The following is a 15492-nucleotide window of genomic DNA, read 5'->3' on the forward strand; positions in this document are numbered from 1 at the left end:
GCAGGGGAGTGCCATCGTCGCAGCATCACGTATTCTTGCGACTCTGTTTTCCAGCTTCGACAGGTTGCCCGCCGATGCTGCCACGCGAGCTTGCACTGCCCGCACGCGAGCCACCATGGCTGTGTTCGCCGCCCTTGCGGCCGATATCCGCCATGTGCTCGCGATTCTCGCTGACGGCTTCACCGCCTTTCTGGCCGATCGCGGACATGTGGCCACGATTCTGGCTTACTGCCTCGCCACCTTTGCGGCCTGCCTCGCGAGCTTCTGCAGAACTGAATTCGTGGGCATGACCGCTTTCATGCGCTGCGCGACCACCCTGGCTGGCGATTTCGCGCTGCCGCGCTTCGTCCATGCCGGCGAACCCGCGGCCGCCACCCTGTCCCCCTCGATTACTGGTGTTTTCATTTGCCATTGTCTTAACTCCAAATCAACACAACGCACGACACGCCTGTGTGTCGTACGCCGCGATCATCCCTAAGCTCATCTGTAGCGGAAGTCGCTGTAGGGTGAAAAACATTTGCACGAAAACGAGGCGTCAAAGCTGGCGCCTGTTTGCTTGGAGAGCGCAGCAAAACCGTGTGCGCGGGGTTGCAGGGCAGCGCTTAACATATAAATTGGGGTGCAAACCCCAACATCGCGCAACGTGAAGATGCCTAGGTTGGGGTTCGCACCCCAACCTACGAAAGCCTGCGCAAGCGCAGCGCATTACTCACCACCGATACCGACGACAAACTCATCGCCAATGCCGCCACCATCGGCGACAAGGTGATGCCGAACACCGGATACAGCACACCCGCCGCCAACGGCACACCCAACGCGTTGTAGACGAACGCAAAGAACAGGTTCTGCCGGATATTCCGCACTGTTGCCTTCGACAACGACCGTGCGCGCAGGATGCCGCCAAGCTGCCCTTTCACCAGCGTCACCTGCGCGGTCTCCATCGCCACATCGGTGCCGTGTCCCATCGCAATACCGATATCCGCGGCAGCCAGCGCCGGTGCGTCGTTGATACCGTCGCCAGCCATCGCAACGCACCGGCCTTGCTTGCGCAAGCTGTCGATCACCGCGGCCTTGCCGGCAGGCGATACACCGGCGTGCACGTCATCGATCGCCAATGCGTGTGCCACGGCATTCGCGGTGGTGGCGTGGTCGCCGGTGAGCATGACGATGCGCAGACCGGCTGCTTTTAGCTGTTTGAGTGCCTGCGGCGTATCCGGTTTGATCCGGTCGCTGACGCTGAACAAGCCGGCGAGCTTGCCGTCGATGGCCAGGAACATCACGGTGGCGCCTTCGTTGCGCAAGGCTTCCGCCCGAGCCAGCGTTTCCGTCTCCAGCGGGACACCCAGTTGCTGCATCAGCAGCGTGTTGCCAAATGCCAGGCGATGCTCTGCGGTCTGCCCGCTGATGCCGCTGCCGACGTGCGCCTGGACATCGTGCATCGCTTGCACACGCAGGCCTTCTTCCTTGGCGGCGGTGGTGATCGCTTTGCCGAGCGGGTGTTCGCTCGCTTGCTCCAGACTGGCCGCCAGGCCAAGCATCTGTTCGCGTGTGTAGCTTTCCAGCGGCAACACGGAAACAAGCGAAGGTTTGCCCTCGGTCAGCGTGCCCGTTTTATCCAGCACCAGCGTGTCGACTTCACGGATGGCCTCGATCGCCGCGGCATCCTTGAACAGCAGTCCTTGCTGCGCGCCACGTCCGCTCGCCACCATGATCGAGATCGGCGTCGCCAAACCCAGCGCACACGGGCAAGCAATGATCAGCACCGACACCGCAGCGATCAGCGCATGCGCCAGGCTCGGTTCCGGACCGAACCAGGCCCAGCCCGCAAAAGCCAGCGCTGCCACTGCGATAACCGCCGGTACGAACCACGCTGCCACGCGATCGGCGGTGCGCTGCAACGGCGCCTTGCTGCGCTGTGCCTGCGCGACTTGCGCAACGATTTGCGCCAGCACGGTGGATGCGCCGACTTTTTCCACACGCATGGTGAGCACGCCTTGCTGATTGACGGTACCGCCCGTCAGCGGATCGCCCGGTGCTTTCGCAACCGGCATGGATTCGCCGGTAAGCATGGATTCGTCCACCTGACTGTTGCCGCTCAGCACAACACCATCCACCGGCACTTTTTCGCCGGGGCGGATGCGCAGTTCGTCGTCCACGCGCACGTCATCCAGCGGCACATCGTGCTCTTCGCCATGCGACAGGCGCCGCGCGGTTTTCGGCACCAGGCCTAACAATGCTTTCAAGGCTGCGCCGGTGCGTCGGCGTGCGCGCCATTCCAGGAAATCGCCCAGCGTCACCAGCGTGACGATCACCGCGGCGGATTCGAAATACACGCCAACGCGGCCATGTGCATCGCGAAAACCCTGCGGAAACAGCTGCGGCGCGAGAAACGCCAGCACGCTATACAACCACGCTACGCCCGTGCCTGCGGCGATCAGCGTGTACATGTTCGGCTGCCACGGCTTGAGCGAACGCCAGCCGCGCGCAAAAAACGGCGCGCCTCCCCACAGCACGACGATGCTGGCAAGCACCGCCTCTACCCAGCCGCTCGCAGCAGGCACGTGCACGCCAGCGTGCGGCAGCATGGCCAGCAGGAATACCGGCAAGGTGAGGCCAATCAGCAGCCACAGGCGTCGCGACATGGCACGCACTTCGCCGGTGTCGTCGTCGTCCAGGTTCGGCATCATCGGTTCCAGCGCCATGCCGCACTTCGGGCAATCGCCGGGATGATCCTGCTGCACTTCCGGATGCATCGGGCAGGTGTAGGTAGCGCCAGGCACCGCAGCCTGTGGCGCGCGTTGCTCATGCAGATACTTTGCGGGATCGGCAAGAAATTTCTGCTTACAGCCTGCCGCGCAGAAGTGGTACGCGTGACCGTCATGCTCGACGTGATGCGGCGTGGCTGCAGGATCGACCGTCATGCCGCAGACGGGGTCTTTTGCCGTCACCTCATGGTGAGCATGCGCTGGCTTCGTGTTCATCACCGTCATCGACGAGGCGGGCTGCGTATAACGCCCTGGCTCCGCATCGAACTTTGCCTTGCAGCCCGCGCAGCAGAAGTAGAAGCTCTTGCCGGCGTATTCGCTGCGATGCTGCGCATCGACCGTCTCCACGCTCATGCCGCAGATTGGATCGCGCGCGTTGCTTTCTACCTGATGGCAGCACGAACCCTGCGCGCTCATGCCTGCGGCTCCTCGTCGGCCAACGCGCGCAGGATCGGACAGTGTTCCGGATCGCCATGCCCTGGGCAAACCTCGATCAACTGCTGCAGGCCCTTGCGGATGCGCATCAATTCGGCAATGCGCGCATCGATGCTTTCCAGGCGCTGCTCAGCACGCTTGCGCACCGCCTTCACGCCGCCGCGGCGGTCAGTGGAGAGGGCGAGCAGATCGCGGATTTCTTCCAGCGTGAAACCCAGCTCCTTGGCGCGGCGAATGAAACGCAGCCGCTTGATCGCCGATTCGTTGTAGCTGCGGTAGCCGGAGGCGCGGCGCAGCGGCTCCGGCAGCAAACCTTCGCGCTCGTAATAGCGGATGGTGTCGATGGGAACACCGGCGCGCTTGGCGACGGTGCCGATGGTGAGCGAGGGGGGTGTTGTGTTCATAGGGGAAAGTCTAGACCTTTGATCAAGGTCCAGAGTCAAGTCCCCTCGGCAGAGCCGTAGGTTGGGGTGCAAACCCCAACATCACGCAGTGTGGCGATGGCAATGTTGGGGTTTGCACCCCAACCTACGCAGGCATGGCGTCTGCGTGCATGGCAGCAATTCATTTTCCAGCCAGCTATCGCGCACTTATCCCTGTAACCTTGCCGCGCACTTCAGGGGCTACTCATCCAACATGTCACCGAATAACGATCCACATACCCGCGCCTCGGTTCCGCTGGCGCCTTCGCTCGACCCCACGCTCGCCGCCGCACATATGCCACGCCAATTCCGCCCCCTGGATTGGCGGGTGCTGTGGATTGGCTTTGTCGCCATGCTGCTGGGCGGGGTGGTTGCCGTCGTCGCCAAGGTGCTGACGGCACTGATCGGCCTGATCACCAACCTCGCTTTCTACGGGCGCTGGAGCTATGACTTCAGCAGCCCGGCGGGCAATCACCTGGGGCTGTGGGTGATCGCCGTGCCGGCCGTCGGCGGCTTGATCGTCGGCGTGATGGCGCGCTGGGGTTCGCGTGCCATTCGCGGACACGGCATTCCCGAAGCGATGGAACAGGTGCTGCTCAACGAAAGCCGCATCCCGCCGCGCATCACCTGGCTGAAGCCGGTGTCCTCGGCGATCGCCATCGGCACCGGCGGTCCGTTCGGCGCAGAAGGTCCGATCATCGCGACCGGTGGCGCGCTGGGCTCGCTGATCGCGCAGCTGATGCACGTGACGGCCGACGAGCGCAAGACGCTGCTCGCGGCCGGCGCTGCGGCAGGTATGGCGGCGGTGTTCTCGGCACCGATCTCCGCCGTGTTGCTGGCCGTCGAACTGCTGTTGTTCGAACGCCGCGCGCGTTCGCTGATCCCCGTCGCACTGGCCGCCACCGTCGGCACCGGCTTCCGCTACGTGCTGGAAGGCAATGCGCCGATGTTCCCGATGCCGGTGCTGGCGACGCCCACTTTGTCCGCGATAGCAGCATATATCGTGCTGGGCGTGCTGGTGGGCGTGGTCAGCGTGTGGATCACCAAGCTGACCTACGCCATCGAGGATCACTTCGAAAAGCTGCCAATCCACTGGATGTGGTGGCCGGCGCTGGGCGGCATCGTGGTCGGCATCGTCGGCTACTACATGCCGCTGACGCTCGGCGTGGGCTACACCAATATCTCGGCCGTGCTAAGCGGCACGATCGGCATGAGTGCCATGCTCGCGCTGTGCCTGCTCAAGCTGTTGTCGTGGTCGGTGGCGCTGGGCAGTGGCACCTCGGGCGGCACGCTCGCGCCGCTGTTCACCATCGGCGGTGCGATGGGCGGCGTGCTGGGCATGGCGTTGGCCAGCGCAGCGCCGTGGCTGCACGTCGATCCGCATCTGGCGGCGCTCGTGTGCATGGCCGCGATCTTCGCCGGCGCATCGCGCGCATTCCTCACCTCGGTGGTATTCGCCTTCGAAACCACGCAGCAACCGCACGGTTTGCTGCCATTGCTTGGCGCATGCGCGGCGGCGTATCTGGTTTCCGGTTTGATGATGCGCAATACCATCATGACCGAGAAGATCGTGCGCCGAGGCGTGCGCGTACCTTCCGACTACGCGGCCGATTATCTGGACCAGATTTACGTACGCGATGCCTGCAGCCGCAACGTGGTGAGCCTCAAGGCCGACCAGACGGTGATAGAGGTGCGCCAATGGCTCGCTTCGCAGGGTGCCAATACCAAGCACCAGGGCTTTCCCGTGCTCGACGCGCACGGCCAGGTGGTGGGCGTGATCACACGGCGCCAGCTTTACGAAGCAAACCTCGACGGCAATACATCCATGCAGTCATTGGCAAAGGTTGCGCCGATCGTGGTGCGCGAAGACCACACCCTGCGCGAAGCCGCCGACCACATGGTGGAGCGGGAAGTGGGACGGCTGGTGGTGGTGAGCAAGGAGAAGCCGCACCGCATGGTGGGCATCATCACGCGCGGTGATTTGCTGGTTGCGCATGCGCAGCGGTTGCGCGAGGCGCGGCATGCGTCGCGGCATTTGGATTTGGGAAGGAAGCCGGCGGCGCCGTGATGCGCGTTACACGCTTCACGTTACTCCAATGGCCGTCATTCCCGCGAAAGCGGGAATCCATTTTGCTCTGGTGCAAAAACGAAGATGGATTCCCGCTTTCGCGGGAATGACGGCCATTGGGGCGACTCGCGGGTTGGGGACAAATCCAACTTACGTCACCAGCGCATCATCCGCCGCCACAAACCCACCCGTCTGCCGCTGCCACAAGCGCGCATACAACCCACCATGCGTGATCAACTCCGCATGCGTACCGGTTTCCACCACTCTGCCCTTGTCCATCACCACCAGGCGATCCATACGCGCGATGGTGGATAAGCGGTGCGCAATGGCGATGACGGTCTTGCCTTCCATCAGCACTTCCAGGCTTTCCTGGATCGCCGCTTCCACTTCCGAATCCAGCGCGGAGGTCGCCTCGTCCAGCACCAGGATCGGTGCGTCCTTCAGCAGCACGCGCGCGATCGCAATGCGTTGGCGCTGGCCGCCTGAAAGTTTCACGCCGCGCTCGCCTACCAGCGCTTCCAAGCCGCGACGGTCTTCACCATCGACCAGGTTGGGAATGAATTCGTCCGCACGTGCCTTGCGGATCGCATCGTTGAGCTGTGCTTCGGTGGCATCCGGGCGGCCATAGAGCAGGTTGTCGCGTACGGAGCGATGCAGCAGTGACGTGTCCTGCGTAACGACACCGATCTGCGAACGCAGGCTTTCTTGCGTTACCTGCGAAATGTCGGTGCCGTCGATGACGATATGGCCACCTTCCAGGTCATATAGGCGCAGCAGCACGTTCACCAGTGTGGATTTGCCCGCGCCGGATGGCCCCACCAGGCCAATTTTTTCACCGGGATGCACCTTCAAGTTCAGGCCGGAAATCACCCCGCCTTTCTTGCCGTAATGGAAATGGATGTCATCGAAGCGCACCTCGCCGGCCACCACTTCCAGCGGCATGGCGCCTTCCTTGTCCTGCACGGCGCGCGGTTGCGCGATGCTGGTGATGCCGTCCTGCACGGTGCCGATGTTTTCGAAAATGCCGTTCACCACCCACATGATCCAGCCGGACATGTTGTTGATGCGGATCACCAGCCCCGTCGACAACGCAATCGCACCCACCGAGACCTTGCCCTGGCTCCACAGCCACACTGCTATCGCCGACGTGCCGACGATGAGGAAACCGTTGAGCGTGGTGATGGCAATGTCCATCGACGTGGTAAGGCGCGTCATGGCGCGCAGCTTGTTGGTCTGCTCGCCCATCGCCTCGGCCACATAGGTTTCTTCGCGCTGGGTATGCGCGAACAGCTTGAGCGTGAGGATGTTGCTGTAGCCGTCGACGATACGGCCCATCAATTTCGAGCGCGCTTCCGATGCCGCCCAGGAACGCTTGCGCGTGCGCGGAATGAAGATGTACAGAATGCCGACGTAACCGAAAAGCCATACCACCAGCGGCGCGGCAAGCCATCGGTCAGCGTGCGCGAACATCACCACTGCGCTGCCGTAGTAGATCGCCACGTACCAGATCGCATCCACAATCTGCACCGCCGACTCGCGCAGCGAGGCACCGGTCTGCATGATGCGATTGGCGATACGCCCGGCGTAGTCGTTCTGGAAAAACCCCAGGCTCTGGCGCATCACGTAGCGATGGTTCTGCCAGCGGATGCGATTGGTCAGGCTGGGTACCACCGCCTGGTTGACGAGCATGTCGTGCACGCCGATGAACAGTGGGCGCAATGCCAGGGCGACGAAGGCCATCCATAGCAGTTCGCGTCCATGGACGGCAAAGAAATCCTTGCCCGGTACACCCTTGGCCATGTCGACGATGCGGCCGATGAAGCCGAACAACGACACTTCCACGATCGCCACGCCGAAGCCCACCAGGATCGCCACCGCGAACACTGGCCACACCTGGCGCAAATAGAACACGTAGAACCGCCCCACGGACTTGGGCGGCATCGTGTCGACCGGGTCCTTGAAAGCGTCAATCAGGGATTCGAACCAGCGGAAAATCATGGCGCGGAGTCCATTTGGCGAGCCAATGAGATGGGGTCGAAGCGCGCACTATACAGGGGCGACATGGCAGCGACTTGGCGATGCCAGCGCTCCCCTGGCGTGCCTGAATGCTAACCCCGCGTGAAACTCCCATCTGTGAAGTACCAATTGACCATCGGCGGCGTCATTCGGATCATGCCCGCCATGCCTAACTTCCTTCGTAAGCTCATTGCCCCACGCCTGATTGCCCCATGCCTGCTGGCCGGCTCGCTGCTGCTGGGCGCACACCCTGCCCTGGCGCAGAACGCCCCGGATGCATCCAACGCAGCCGCCAGCGCGAGCGCCGCACAAGACCCGGCGCAGGCACTGGCCACCCTCAGCAAGCAATTGGACGACATCAAGACCTCGTTCAACAGCAAGTCCACCACCGCGTCGTTGAACGATCTGCGCACTCAATCCGGCGAGATACAGCAGCAAGCCGATCAGCTGGCGCAAACGCTGACGCCGGAACTGGAAAGCGCGCAGACGCGATTGACCGTGCTCGGCCCTGCACCAGCCGCCGGTGCGCCGCCGGAAACACCCGCGGTGAGCCAGCAGCGTCGCCAACTGGAACGCGAGAAGACCAAGCTGGATGGGCAGATCAAGCAGGCGCAATTGCTAAGCCAGGATGCGGTGAAATTCGCCTCGCAAGTGGTCGAAGCGCACAACGAACAGTTTCAGGCGCAGCTTGGCTCGCGCACCAATTCGCCGCTGGGCATCGCCTTCTGGCGGGATCTGAAAAAGTCCTTTCCGGATGACATCGCACGTATCGAGCGCGCCAAGGATCTGCTGCTCGAAGACGCTGGCATCGCCTGGGAACCCGACAACCGGCAACCGCTGCTGCTGTGCCTGATCGGCGCGCTGTTGCTGATCGTGCCAGGACGCTGGCTGGCGGAACGCCTGGCATTGGCGATCGCCAGCCGCTACATGCCCGACGGGCATCTGCGGCGCAGCGCGATGACGGCGATTTTCACGCTGACCGTGACCTTGTCGATCGGCCTGGCCGCGTGGCTGGTGCACCAAGGCTTCAACTGGAACGACACGTTGGACGAAGAAGTCGAGACCTTCGTGCAAGGACTCGTGCGCATGACGTTCTTCTCCGCCTTCGTCGCGGGATTGGGCCGTTCGCTGCTTTCGGTACAACGTCCTTCCTGGCGCCTGCCCGCGCTGACCAAGTTCACGGCACGCAGCCTGCGCTGGTTTCCCTGGCTGCTCGCCGGTGCTTTCCTGCTGCTTGGTTTTCTTGAGCGGCTGAACACGCTTGCAGGTGCCAGCCTGCCGGCGACGGTTTGCACGCGCGCGTTCCTCGCCTTGCTGGTCACCGGTCTGGTCGGCGTCGCCTTGACCCGCGCCAAGCGCGCGCGAACCACGCAGCGGCAGCAGGGTGAGAAACCGCCCCAGCATGCACTATGGGTCGGTGGGCTGTTCGGCGTAGCCATGCTCGGTGTCGTGGTAGCGTGGCTGGCCGTGCTGACCGGTTACGTGGCGCTCGGTTTCTTCATTTCGTGGCAGATGCTGTGGATCGGCATGATCGTGGCATCGCTGTACATGCTCTCGCATTTGCAGCGTGATCTGTTCCACACCCTGCTCAATCCGCACGGACGCAGCGGTCAACGTCTGCAATCCACTTTCAGCATCCAGCCGCACACCCTGGAACAGGGGTCGACGGTACTCTCGGCTGTCGCGCAGATCCTGTTGCTGCTGGTGGCGGTGGGCACGCTGCTGGTGCCGTTCGGCGGCGGTCCACAGGACATCTTCGCGCACATCGGCAACGTGTTCTCCAGCCTGAAGGTGGGCCAGCTCACCATCAAGCCGGGTGCGATCTTCAATGCGCTGCTGGTGTTTGCGCTGGGCATGGTGGCGGTGCGCATCGTGCGCCGCTGGCTGGCCGAACAACTGCTGCCCAAGACCACGCTCGACATTGGCATGCAGAACTCCATCGTCACGCTGATCAATTACGTGGCCGTGGTGATCGTGGTGGCGCTGGCGTTGCGCACCGCCGATGTCAGCCTGGAAAGCCTGACGTGGATCGCCAGCGCGTTGTCGGTGGGCATCGGTTTTGGCCTGCAGGCGATCGTGTCGAATTTCATTTCCGGCCTGATCCTGCTGGCCGAACGACCGGTGAAAGTGGGCGACTGGGTGAGCATGCCGGGGGTGGAAGGCGATATCCGCCGCATCAACGTGCGCGCCACCGAGATCCAGTTGAGCGACCGCTCCACCATGATCGTGCCCAACTCGCAATTCATCACGCAGAACCTGCGCAACGTCACGCACGGCAATGCACTCGGCCGCGTGAAACTGAGCTTGCCGATGCCGCTGGATACCGATGCGGCGAAGGTGCGCGAGATCATGCTGGAAGCACTGCACGCGAACGAGTCCACGCTGGATACACCCGCACCGGCAGTGACACTGGATGACGTCACCACGACGGCGATGACGTTTACCGGCGTGGCTTATGTGCACAGCCCGCGTGACGCTTCTGCTGTGAAGAGCGCGTTGTTGTTCGACATTCTGTCGCGGCTGGCGAAGGCCCAGCTGCCACTGTCGACGCCGCAAAGCATGATAGTGAGGAATCTGGGGCCGTTGGGCGAGGATAGCCCCGCAGCCCCCATGTAGGTGGTGAGGCAAACATCCGGAGTAAGCGCATTTTTTGCGCAGGCCGAGCAAAAATGGGCGTTCACGTCGAAAACCAGGCCGTGATGGGCGACGCCGTCCAGCAGTTCGACGGATTGAAACAGCACGAGGCCACATACATGCGCCCCCAATGGGGGTGTCCATCGGCCGATGATTCCTCCTAATGCTTCATAGCCAAGGCTCTGTCGCAATAGGAGAAAGCACATGCAAACAGCAGACGCTAATTCAGCGGATTACAGCCGCTTCTCTGACCAACACACCACCGCAAATGCTGCGGATCATAGTCAGCCCGATTCAACAACGCCTCAAATCGCCCATATTGAGCGTCCGGCCGGCTTCCCACCCGGTGCTCCAGAATCCGAGGACAGGGCTCGCAGTGATCGGCCAAGGGACCTCACGAATTATCAGACTTCAAGAAACAATCTGCTCGGATTGACGCCCGATAAAAATGGGATCTATACACGTGTCCGTCGCGACGGGAGCAAAAGCTACTTTCTCGAAAAGGACAGAAACGTCTATCAAGTAGCCAACTTCGACCCGCGGACCACGAGTTGGGGCGTGCTTGATCCATGGTCGCAAAGGGAGATCACCAGGGTAGGGTTGAGGAACGGCGAATGGGTACAGACAGAACAACCCGATTCCCAATATCCACCGGGTTTCAGAGGTCGCATACGGCGCGCCCTGGACGACGCCATCGATATCACTCAGAGAGCGAAGAACCAGGTCTGGGGCACCTGGAACCGCATAACGCAGTGGGCCATGAACACGCTCTATGGTCCAGAAGCGTCAACGCCACGGGGTAGGCGACGCATCGGAGCACAACTGGACAGCACACTCAACGCCTTGCAAAGAAGCAAAAGCCGAGACGCGTCGAACCTTCAGGTAGGCGGCCCTGGCGGCCCTGACAAACCCTCTGCCGTGGCCTTCAACAACGGAACCATTCAATTCTCCCAATATACGTTGAGAACTTGGCGCGATGCGGATCTGAACGAATTGATGGTGCACGAACACACCCATACAGGAGCCGGCACCCGGGATGGCTGGTATCTCGATCGCAATTTGAATCGACTCAATAACTGGGGAGGCTGGCAGCTTCCATTTTCATTCAACAACGCATTGAACACTGCCGATACGGTGGCACGCGGCACGAGCTTTTTGGCCAACAACCGCTGATTTCGCCCACGCAAGCGGGCATGTGGGGCGCATCGCGACAGGTGGACTATCATTCCAAGTCACTTGCGTTTCTATCGGGTCCCGACCATGGACTTCCTGCGCATCGTCCCCGCCCCTCCCCTCGCCTCCATCATCGAGGCCATCTGGGATTGGGACATGCCCGCCGCGGCATTCCGCTACGAACGCATCCTGCCCGGCCCAGGCGCCGGGCTCATCATCAACCTGCTCGAAGACGAAACGCGCGTTTATCAGGACGATGAGAACCGCCACTGCATCCGTGCCTCAGGCAGTGTGATCGGTGGGCCCTACCGGCATAGCTGGATCATCGATACCGCCGAACAGGTGCGCGTGATGGGGGTGAATTTCCATCCCGGCGGTGTGCATGCACTGCTCGGCATCAGTGCCGAAGAATTGGGCGTGCGGGACATCAATCTCGAGGATATGTTCGGCGCCGGCGCGCGTCGACTGCGCCAGCGCTTGCTCGAAACCATCGGCCCCGTGCAGCGGCTCGCCTTGCTGGAGCAATGGCTGCGCACGCTACGCGATGAACCGGCATGGGATGCCACCATCCTGCATGCCATGACGGTACTGGCCCGCGTACCTGAAGTGCCCGGTATCGGCAGGTTGCAGCGGGAAAGCGGTTATTCAGCGCATCGCTTCGGCCTGCTGTTTCGCCGGCACGTGGGCATGACGGCTAAGCAATACGCACGGCTGATGCGCTTTCGCCGCGTGGTGGATGCGGCGCATGCCGCCGGCCAGCCTGATTGGGTGCGGATCGCGGTGGATGGCGGTTATTGCGATCAAGCGCATATGAGCCATGAATTTCGCCGCTTTGCCGGCATCTCGCCATCTGAATTCGCTGCCATGCGCGGGCCTTATCCCAACCACGTGCCGCTGTAAACGCTGCTCAAAAAAATCTACAAGACACGCTCGCGGCGAAGGTTTAGGTTGAAGCAACTTTCCAACGGGGCGCTCTGCCATGAATACCAAGGCCAGCCAAGGCAGCACCATCATTCCAGGTCTGCGCTATCGCGACGCACACGCCGCTATCGACTGGCTGTGCAAGGCATTCGGCTTCGAAAAGCATGCGGTCTACGAGAACGAACACGGCCGCGTGATGCATGCACAGTTGGTGTATGGCGGCGGCATGGTGATGTTGGGCGACGTCAGCCCGGATGGCTTCGGCGAATACATGGCGCAGCCGGATGAAATCAACGGACGCGAAACGCAGTGTGCGTGCGTGATCGTCAAGGACTGCAAAGCGCACTACGAGCGTGCGAAGGCCGCTGGCGCGGAAATCATTGAGGAATATGCGGAGAAGGATTATGGCGGCGCGGGTTATGCGTGCCGCGATCCGCAAGGGCATTTGTGGTGGTTTGGGAGTTATGACCCGTGGCAGGTGACACAACTCTGATCAGCAACGTACCCCAGCTGCACCCCACCCTGACCCTCCCCTGCCTGCAGGGGAGGGTCAGGGTGGGGTGATGCGAGCGCAGCTCGCGTCCGGCTCTGCCGGACTGAGCCCAAGGCAGGATTGAGCATCATCGCGAGATTGCTTCACCCCACCCCAACCCTCCCCTACTGCACGTAGGGGAGGGAGCAGATCACGGCGCGCAATGAAGCACGCGTCTTACGAACACTTCTCGTTCTTCGCCGCGTGATACCCGGCCGCCTGCGCATCCGCCGCGCTCATGTACTTGCCTTGCTTGGTCTTGCCATACCACTTGCTGCCTTCGCAGTGATACGTCTTGGTCTTGGAGCCGGTATTCACCCACACCTGACCTGCGCCGCCACCCGCTGCCGGTGCCGTGGCTGCAGTCGACTTGGATGCCGCTGCAGGTGCGGCGGCGGGAGCAGCAGGCGCAGCGGCCGGCGTGCTGGAGGCAGCCGTGCTGCTGGTGCCGCTGGCCGACTTGTCGATGCCCTTATGGCCGTGGCAAGCGCCCTTGGTGGTGCTTACCGTCTGCGTGGTGCCGTCTTTGCAATGCACCGTCATGCTGCCCGCGGCGGCGGGAGCTTGCTGTGCGAAAACCGGAGCCGCCATCAGCGCTGCGGCCAGTACTGCGATCAATCCGAACGATTTCATGTGAGTCCCTCCAGCTTTGACTTGCCCAAATGGAAGCGCCGTCCGTGATGAACGGGGTTCCCCTATGTGTCGTCTTATGTGAAGACGACACCCCTAAGCGCCAATCACCTACAGCGCCCGCGGCGGCAACTATGCCTGAAAACAAGTCAGCCAACATGACAGCACTACGGCGCTAGCGGCCCTGGTTCACCTTCAGTTTCGGCTGGGCTTCGGGCCTCGCGACCGCATACATCGCCCAGCTGATGTCCTTGAACAAGCCATAGCGATCGTCCCCTACCTTGTACAGATCGAAATGCGTGCGGTCCGGGATAAAACGGAATTCAGCGTGCGCGCCGAGTCCATCCAGCACTGCCTTCAATTTATGCGCTGCACCATCCAGGTAGAACGTATCGGCGGTGCCGACATAGAGATGGATCTTGCCGTCCAGATCGGGCTTCAACGTCGGCCAGTTGGTTTGCAGGCGGTAAGCGATGTCGTAGTGATCGTGCCAGTAGGCCACCACCTGCGGATCGACGTCGCCAGTGTCGCGGTTGAACATCTGTTCCGGCCGGCCGTCTTTGCCACGCGGCGAGAATACCCACTCGAACGAGGCCAACTGCCCACCGTACGGACCCAGCACACGCTCCATCTGCGCGAACTGCTCGAAGGTGCCGAGTACTTTGCCCTGGTCGCGCACCAGCGGCCACGGCGTACCGTCCGGCTTGTGGTAGACATTGGCATGCGGCGCGTACAGATCCGGGCCGGTGAAGTCATGGAAATCGCTGGGGTCTGGCGACGTCGACCAGGTGCCACCGAAGATCTTCGGATAGCGCGTCTGCAGCCACAGCGTGGCCCAGCCACCTGAGGAATGGCCATTGAGAAAACGGCCGTTGACGTCGGCATCCATGTGGTACTTCGATTCCAGATATGGAATCAGCTCGGTCGTCAGCGCCTGTCCCCACGGACCGTTGTTCACCGAATCGGCGAACTCGTGCGTGCCGGTGGCGCTGGATTCGTCCAGGAACACCCAGATCATCGGCGGCATCTGGCCGCTGGTCATGCCGGCCTCGACGTAGGCCATCGGGCGTAGCAAGCGATCTTTGTTGCCGGTGAAACCGTGCGTGAAATACACGGTGGGATAACGCTTGTCGGCAGACGCGTCATAGCCTGGCGGCAGCAACACGTAGCCGTACATGTGGATGTCGCGTCCCCAGAACTGGGTCAGCACAGGACTCACGAAATCGATCGGCTGCGCTTGCTGGTGCACGGCCTTGGCTGCATCGCGCAAGTTGGCCGGCATGGAGTCCGGCAGGGTCCATGGGTCCTGCGCCGGCACCGTGGCATTCAGTGTGATGGTCGGGGCGTCGCTACTCGGCAAATGCACGGACGTAACGTCGCTGATCAAATCACCCGCATCACGGCCCAGGTAGTTGTAGTTGTGATGCACGTCCAGCACAGCCTGCACCACGTAGTCGCCAGCCGGGAGCTTCGACCATGCATCGGGATAGGCGCGTATGTCCGCATCGACGTCGATGGTCTGGCCTGGCACAAGCCGGTCGATTTCCTGCGCGGCGATGGCTACCTGCTCAGGATGGAACGGGTTGGCGTCGATCTCCGTCACCTTGCCGTCTTTCGTGTCGGCCTTGGCTGCACCGGCCTCTTCGGCGAATAGCAGCAGACGGCCCGAGACGGGCTGGGTTTCGCTGCCGGCGAGTTGGATGTGGAAGAAGCGGTGAGTTGAGGCTGTTTGTGTGGTGGGCTGGGTGCAAGCCGCCAGCAGGCCGAGGCTTAGTAGTGCACTGAGAACAAGTAAATGTATACGCATGAATATCTCCCCTTACGCAAGCTGTAGGTTGGGGTGCAAACCCCAACATGGCGGTGCATGGGCATGTTGGGGTTTGCACCCCAACCTAC

Annotated in this window: 11 protein-coding genes; 5 read left to right on the forward strand and 6 right to left on the reverse strand. The window is 62.0% G+C overall.

Annotation, left to right across the window (positions count from 1 at the left end):
• Positions 1-25 precede the first annotated feature (25 nt).
• The 3 genes from IEX75_RS23255 to IEX75_RS23265 form a co-directional block, all read right to left on the reverse strand.
• Positions 26-412: a KGG domain-containing protein gene (locus IEX75_RS23255; protein WP_188798323.1), complete on the reverse strand. Its 387-nt coding sequence runs from the start codon at positions 410-412 to the stop codon at positions 26-28.
• Between the two features lie 265 nt (positions 413-677).
• The gene (locus IEX75_RS23260; RefSeq protein WP_188798325.1) at positions 678-3182 is read right to left on the reverse strand and encodes a heavy metal translocating P-type ATPase; all 2505 of its coding nucleotides are present in this window, start codon (positions 3180-3182) and stop codon (positions 678-680) included.
• Positions 3179-3604, reverse strand: a complete 426-nt coding sequence (locus IEX75_RS23265) for a heavy metal-responsive transcriptional regulator (RefSeq protein ID WP_188798327.1) — start codon at positions 3602-3604, stop codon at positions 3179-3181. The genes IEX75_RS23260 and IEX75_RS23265 overlap by 4 nt, the downstream gene beginning before the upstream one ends.
• 313 nt (positions 3605-3917) lie before the next feature.
• On the opposite strand from IEX75_RS23265, the gene IEX75_RS23270 reads away from it, so the two are divergent.
• Positions 3918-5690 carry a chloride channel protein gene (locus tag IEX75_RS23270; RefSeq protein WP_188798546.1) on the forward strand — a complete coding sequence of 591 codons (1773 nt, stop codon included), beginning with the start codon at positions 3918-3920 and terminating at the stop codon, positions 5688-5690.
• 150 nt (positions 5691-5840) lie between these two features.
• Here the strand turns inward: IEX75_RS23270 and IEX75_RS23275 are convergent, their stop codons facing one another.
• Positions 5841-7685 (reverse strand): ABC transporter ATP-binding protein, encoded by a 1845-nt coding sequence (locus IEX75_RS23275; protein ID WP_188798549.1) that lies wholly within the window; start codon positions 7683-7685, stop codon positions 5841-5843.
• A gap of 123 nt (positions 7686-7808) precedes the next feature.
• Here IEX75_RS23275 and IEX75_RS23280 point away from each other — a divergent pair, with 123 nt between their 5' ends.
• From IEX75_RS23280 to IEX75_RS23295, 4 genes are all read left to right on the forward strand, one after another.
• Complete coding sequence (locus IEX75_RS23280) at positions 7809-10322, forward strand: DUF3772 domain-containing protein (protein WP_229721057.1); 2514 nt, start codon at positions 7809-7811, stop codon at positions 10320-10322.
• A gap of 222 nt (positions 10323-10544) precedes the next feature.
• Complete coding sequence (locus IEX75_RS23285) at positions 10545-11513, forward strand: hypothetical protein (protein WP_188798329.1); 969 nt, start codon at positions 10545-10547, stop codon at positions 11511-11513.
• Between the two features lie 87 nt (positions 11514-11600).
• Positions 11601-12413, forward strand: a complete 813-nt coding sequence (locus IEX75_RS23290) for a DUF6597 domain-containing transcriptional factor (RefSeq protein WP_188798331.1) — start codon at positions 11601-11603, stop codon at positions 12411-12413.
• A gap of 79 nt (positions 12414-12492) precedes the next feature.
• The gene (locus IEX75_RS23295; RefSeq protein WP_188798333.1) at positions 12493-12927 is read left to right on the forward strand and encodes a VOC family protein; all 435 of its coding nucleotides are present in this window, start codon (positions 12493-12495) and stop codon (positions 12925-12927) included.
• 216 nt (positions 12928-13143) lie between these two features.
• Here the strand turns inward: IEX75_RS23295 and IEX75_RS23300 are convergent, their stop codons facing one another.
• A complete protein-coding gene (locus tag IEX75_RS23300; RefSeq protein ID WP_188798336.1) occupies positions 13144-13599 on the reverse strand; it encodes a hypothetical protein in 456 nt (151 codons plus the stop codon).
• Positions 13600-13771: 172 nt separating this feature from the next.
• A complete protein-coding gene (locus IEX75_RS23305; RefSeq protein ID WP_188798338.1) occupies positions 13772-15403 on the reverse strand; it encodes an alpha/beta hydrolase in 1632 nt (543 codons plus the stop codon).
• Between the last annotated feature and the right edge of the window lie 89 nt (positions 15404-15492).

The sequence above is a fragment of the Dyella nitratireducens genome (assembly GCF_014642835.1).
In the GTDB taxonomy this organism is placed as follows: Bacteria; Pseudomonadota; Gammaproteobacteria; order Xanthomonadales; family Rhodanobacteraceae; genus Dyella_B; species Dyella_B nitratireducens.

Bases quoted from the DNA above. Each gene is read 5' to 3' on its own strand.
- IEX75_RS23255 (WP_188798323.1), bottom strand. From the start codon at position 412: ATGGCAAATGAAAACACCAGTAATCGAGGGGGACAGGGTGGCGGCCGC.
- IEX75_RS23260 (WP_188798325.1), bottom strand. From the start codon at position 3,182: ATGAGCGCGCAGGGTTCGTGCTGCCATCAGGTAGAAAGCAACGCGCGC.
- IEX75_RS23265 (WP_188798327.1), bottom strand. From the start codon at position 3,604: ATGAACACAACACCCCCCTCGCTCACCATCGGCACCGTCGCCAAGCGC.
- IEX75_RS23270 (WP_188798546.1), top strand. From the start codon at position 3,918: ATGCCACGCCAATTCCGCCCCCTGGATTGGCGGGTGCTGTGGATTGGC.
- IEX75_RS23285 (WP_188798329.1), top strand. From the start codon at position 10,545: ATGCAAACAGCAGACGCTAATTCAGCGGATTACAGCCGCTTCTCTGAC.
- IEX75_RS23290 (WP_188798331.1), top strand. From the start codon at position 11,601: ATGGACTTCCTGCGCATCGTCCCCGCCCCTCCCCTCGCCTCCATCATC.
- IEX75_RS23295 (WP_188798333.1), top strand. From the start codon at position 12,493: ATGAATACCAAGGCCAGCCAAGGCAGCACCATCATTCCAGGTCTGCGC.
- IEX75_RS23300 (WP_188798336.1), bottom strand. From the start codon at position 13,599: ATGAAATCGTTCGGATTGATCGCAGTACTGGCCGCAGCGCTGATGGCG.
- IEX75_RS23305 (WP_188798338.1), bottom strand. From the start codon at position 15,403: ATGCGTATACATTTACTTGTTCTCAGTGCACTACTAAGCCTCGGCCTG.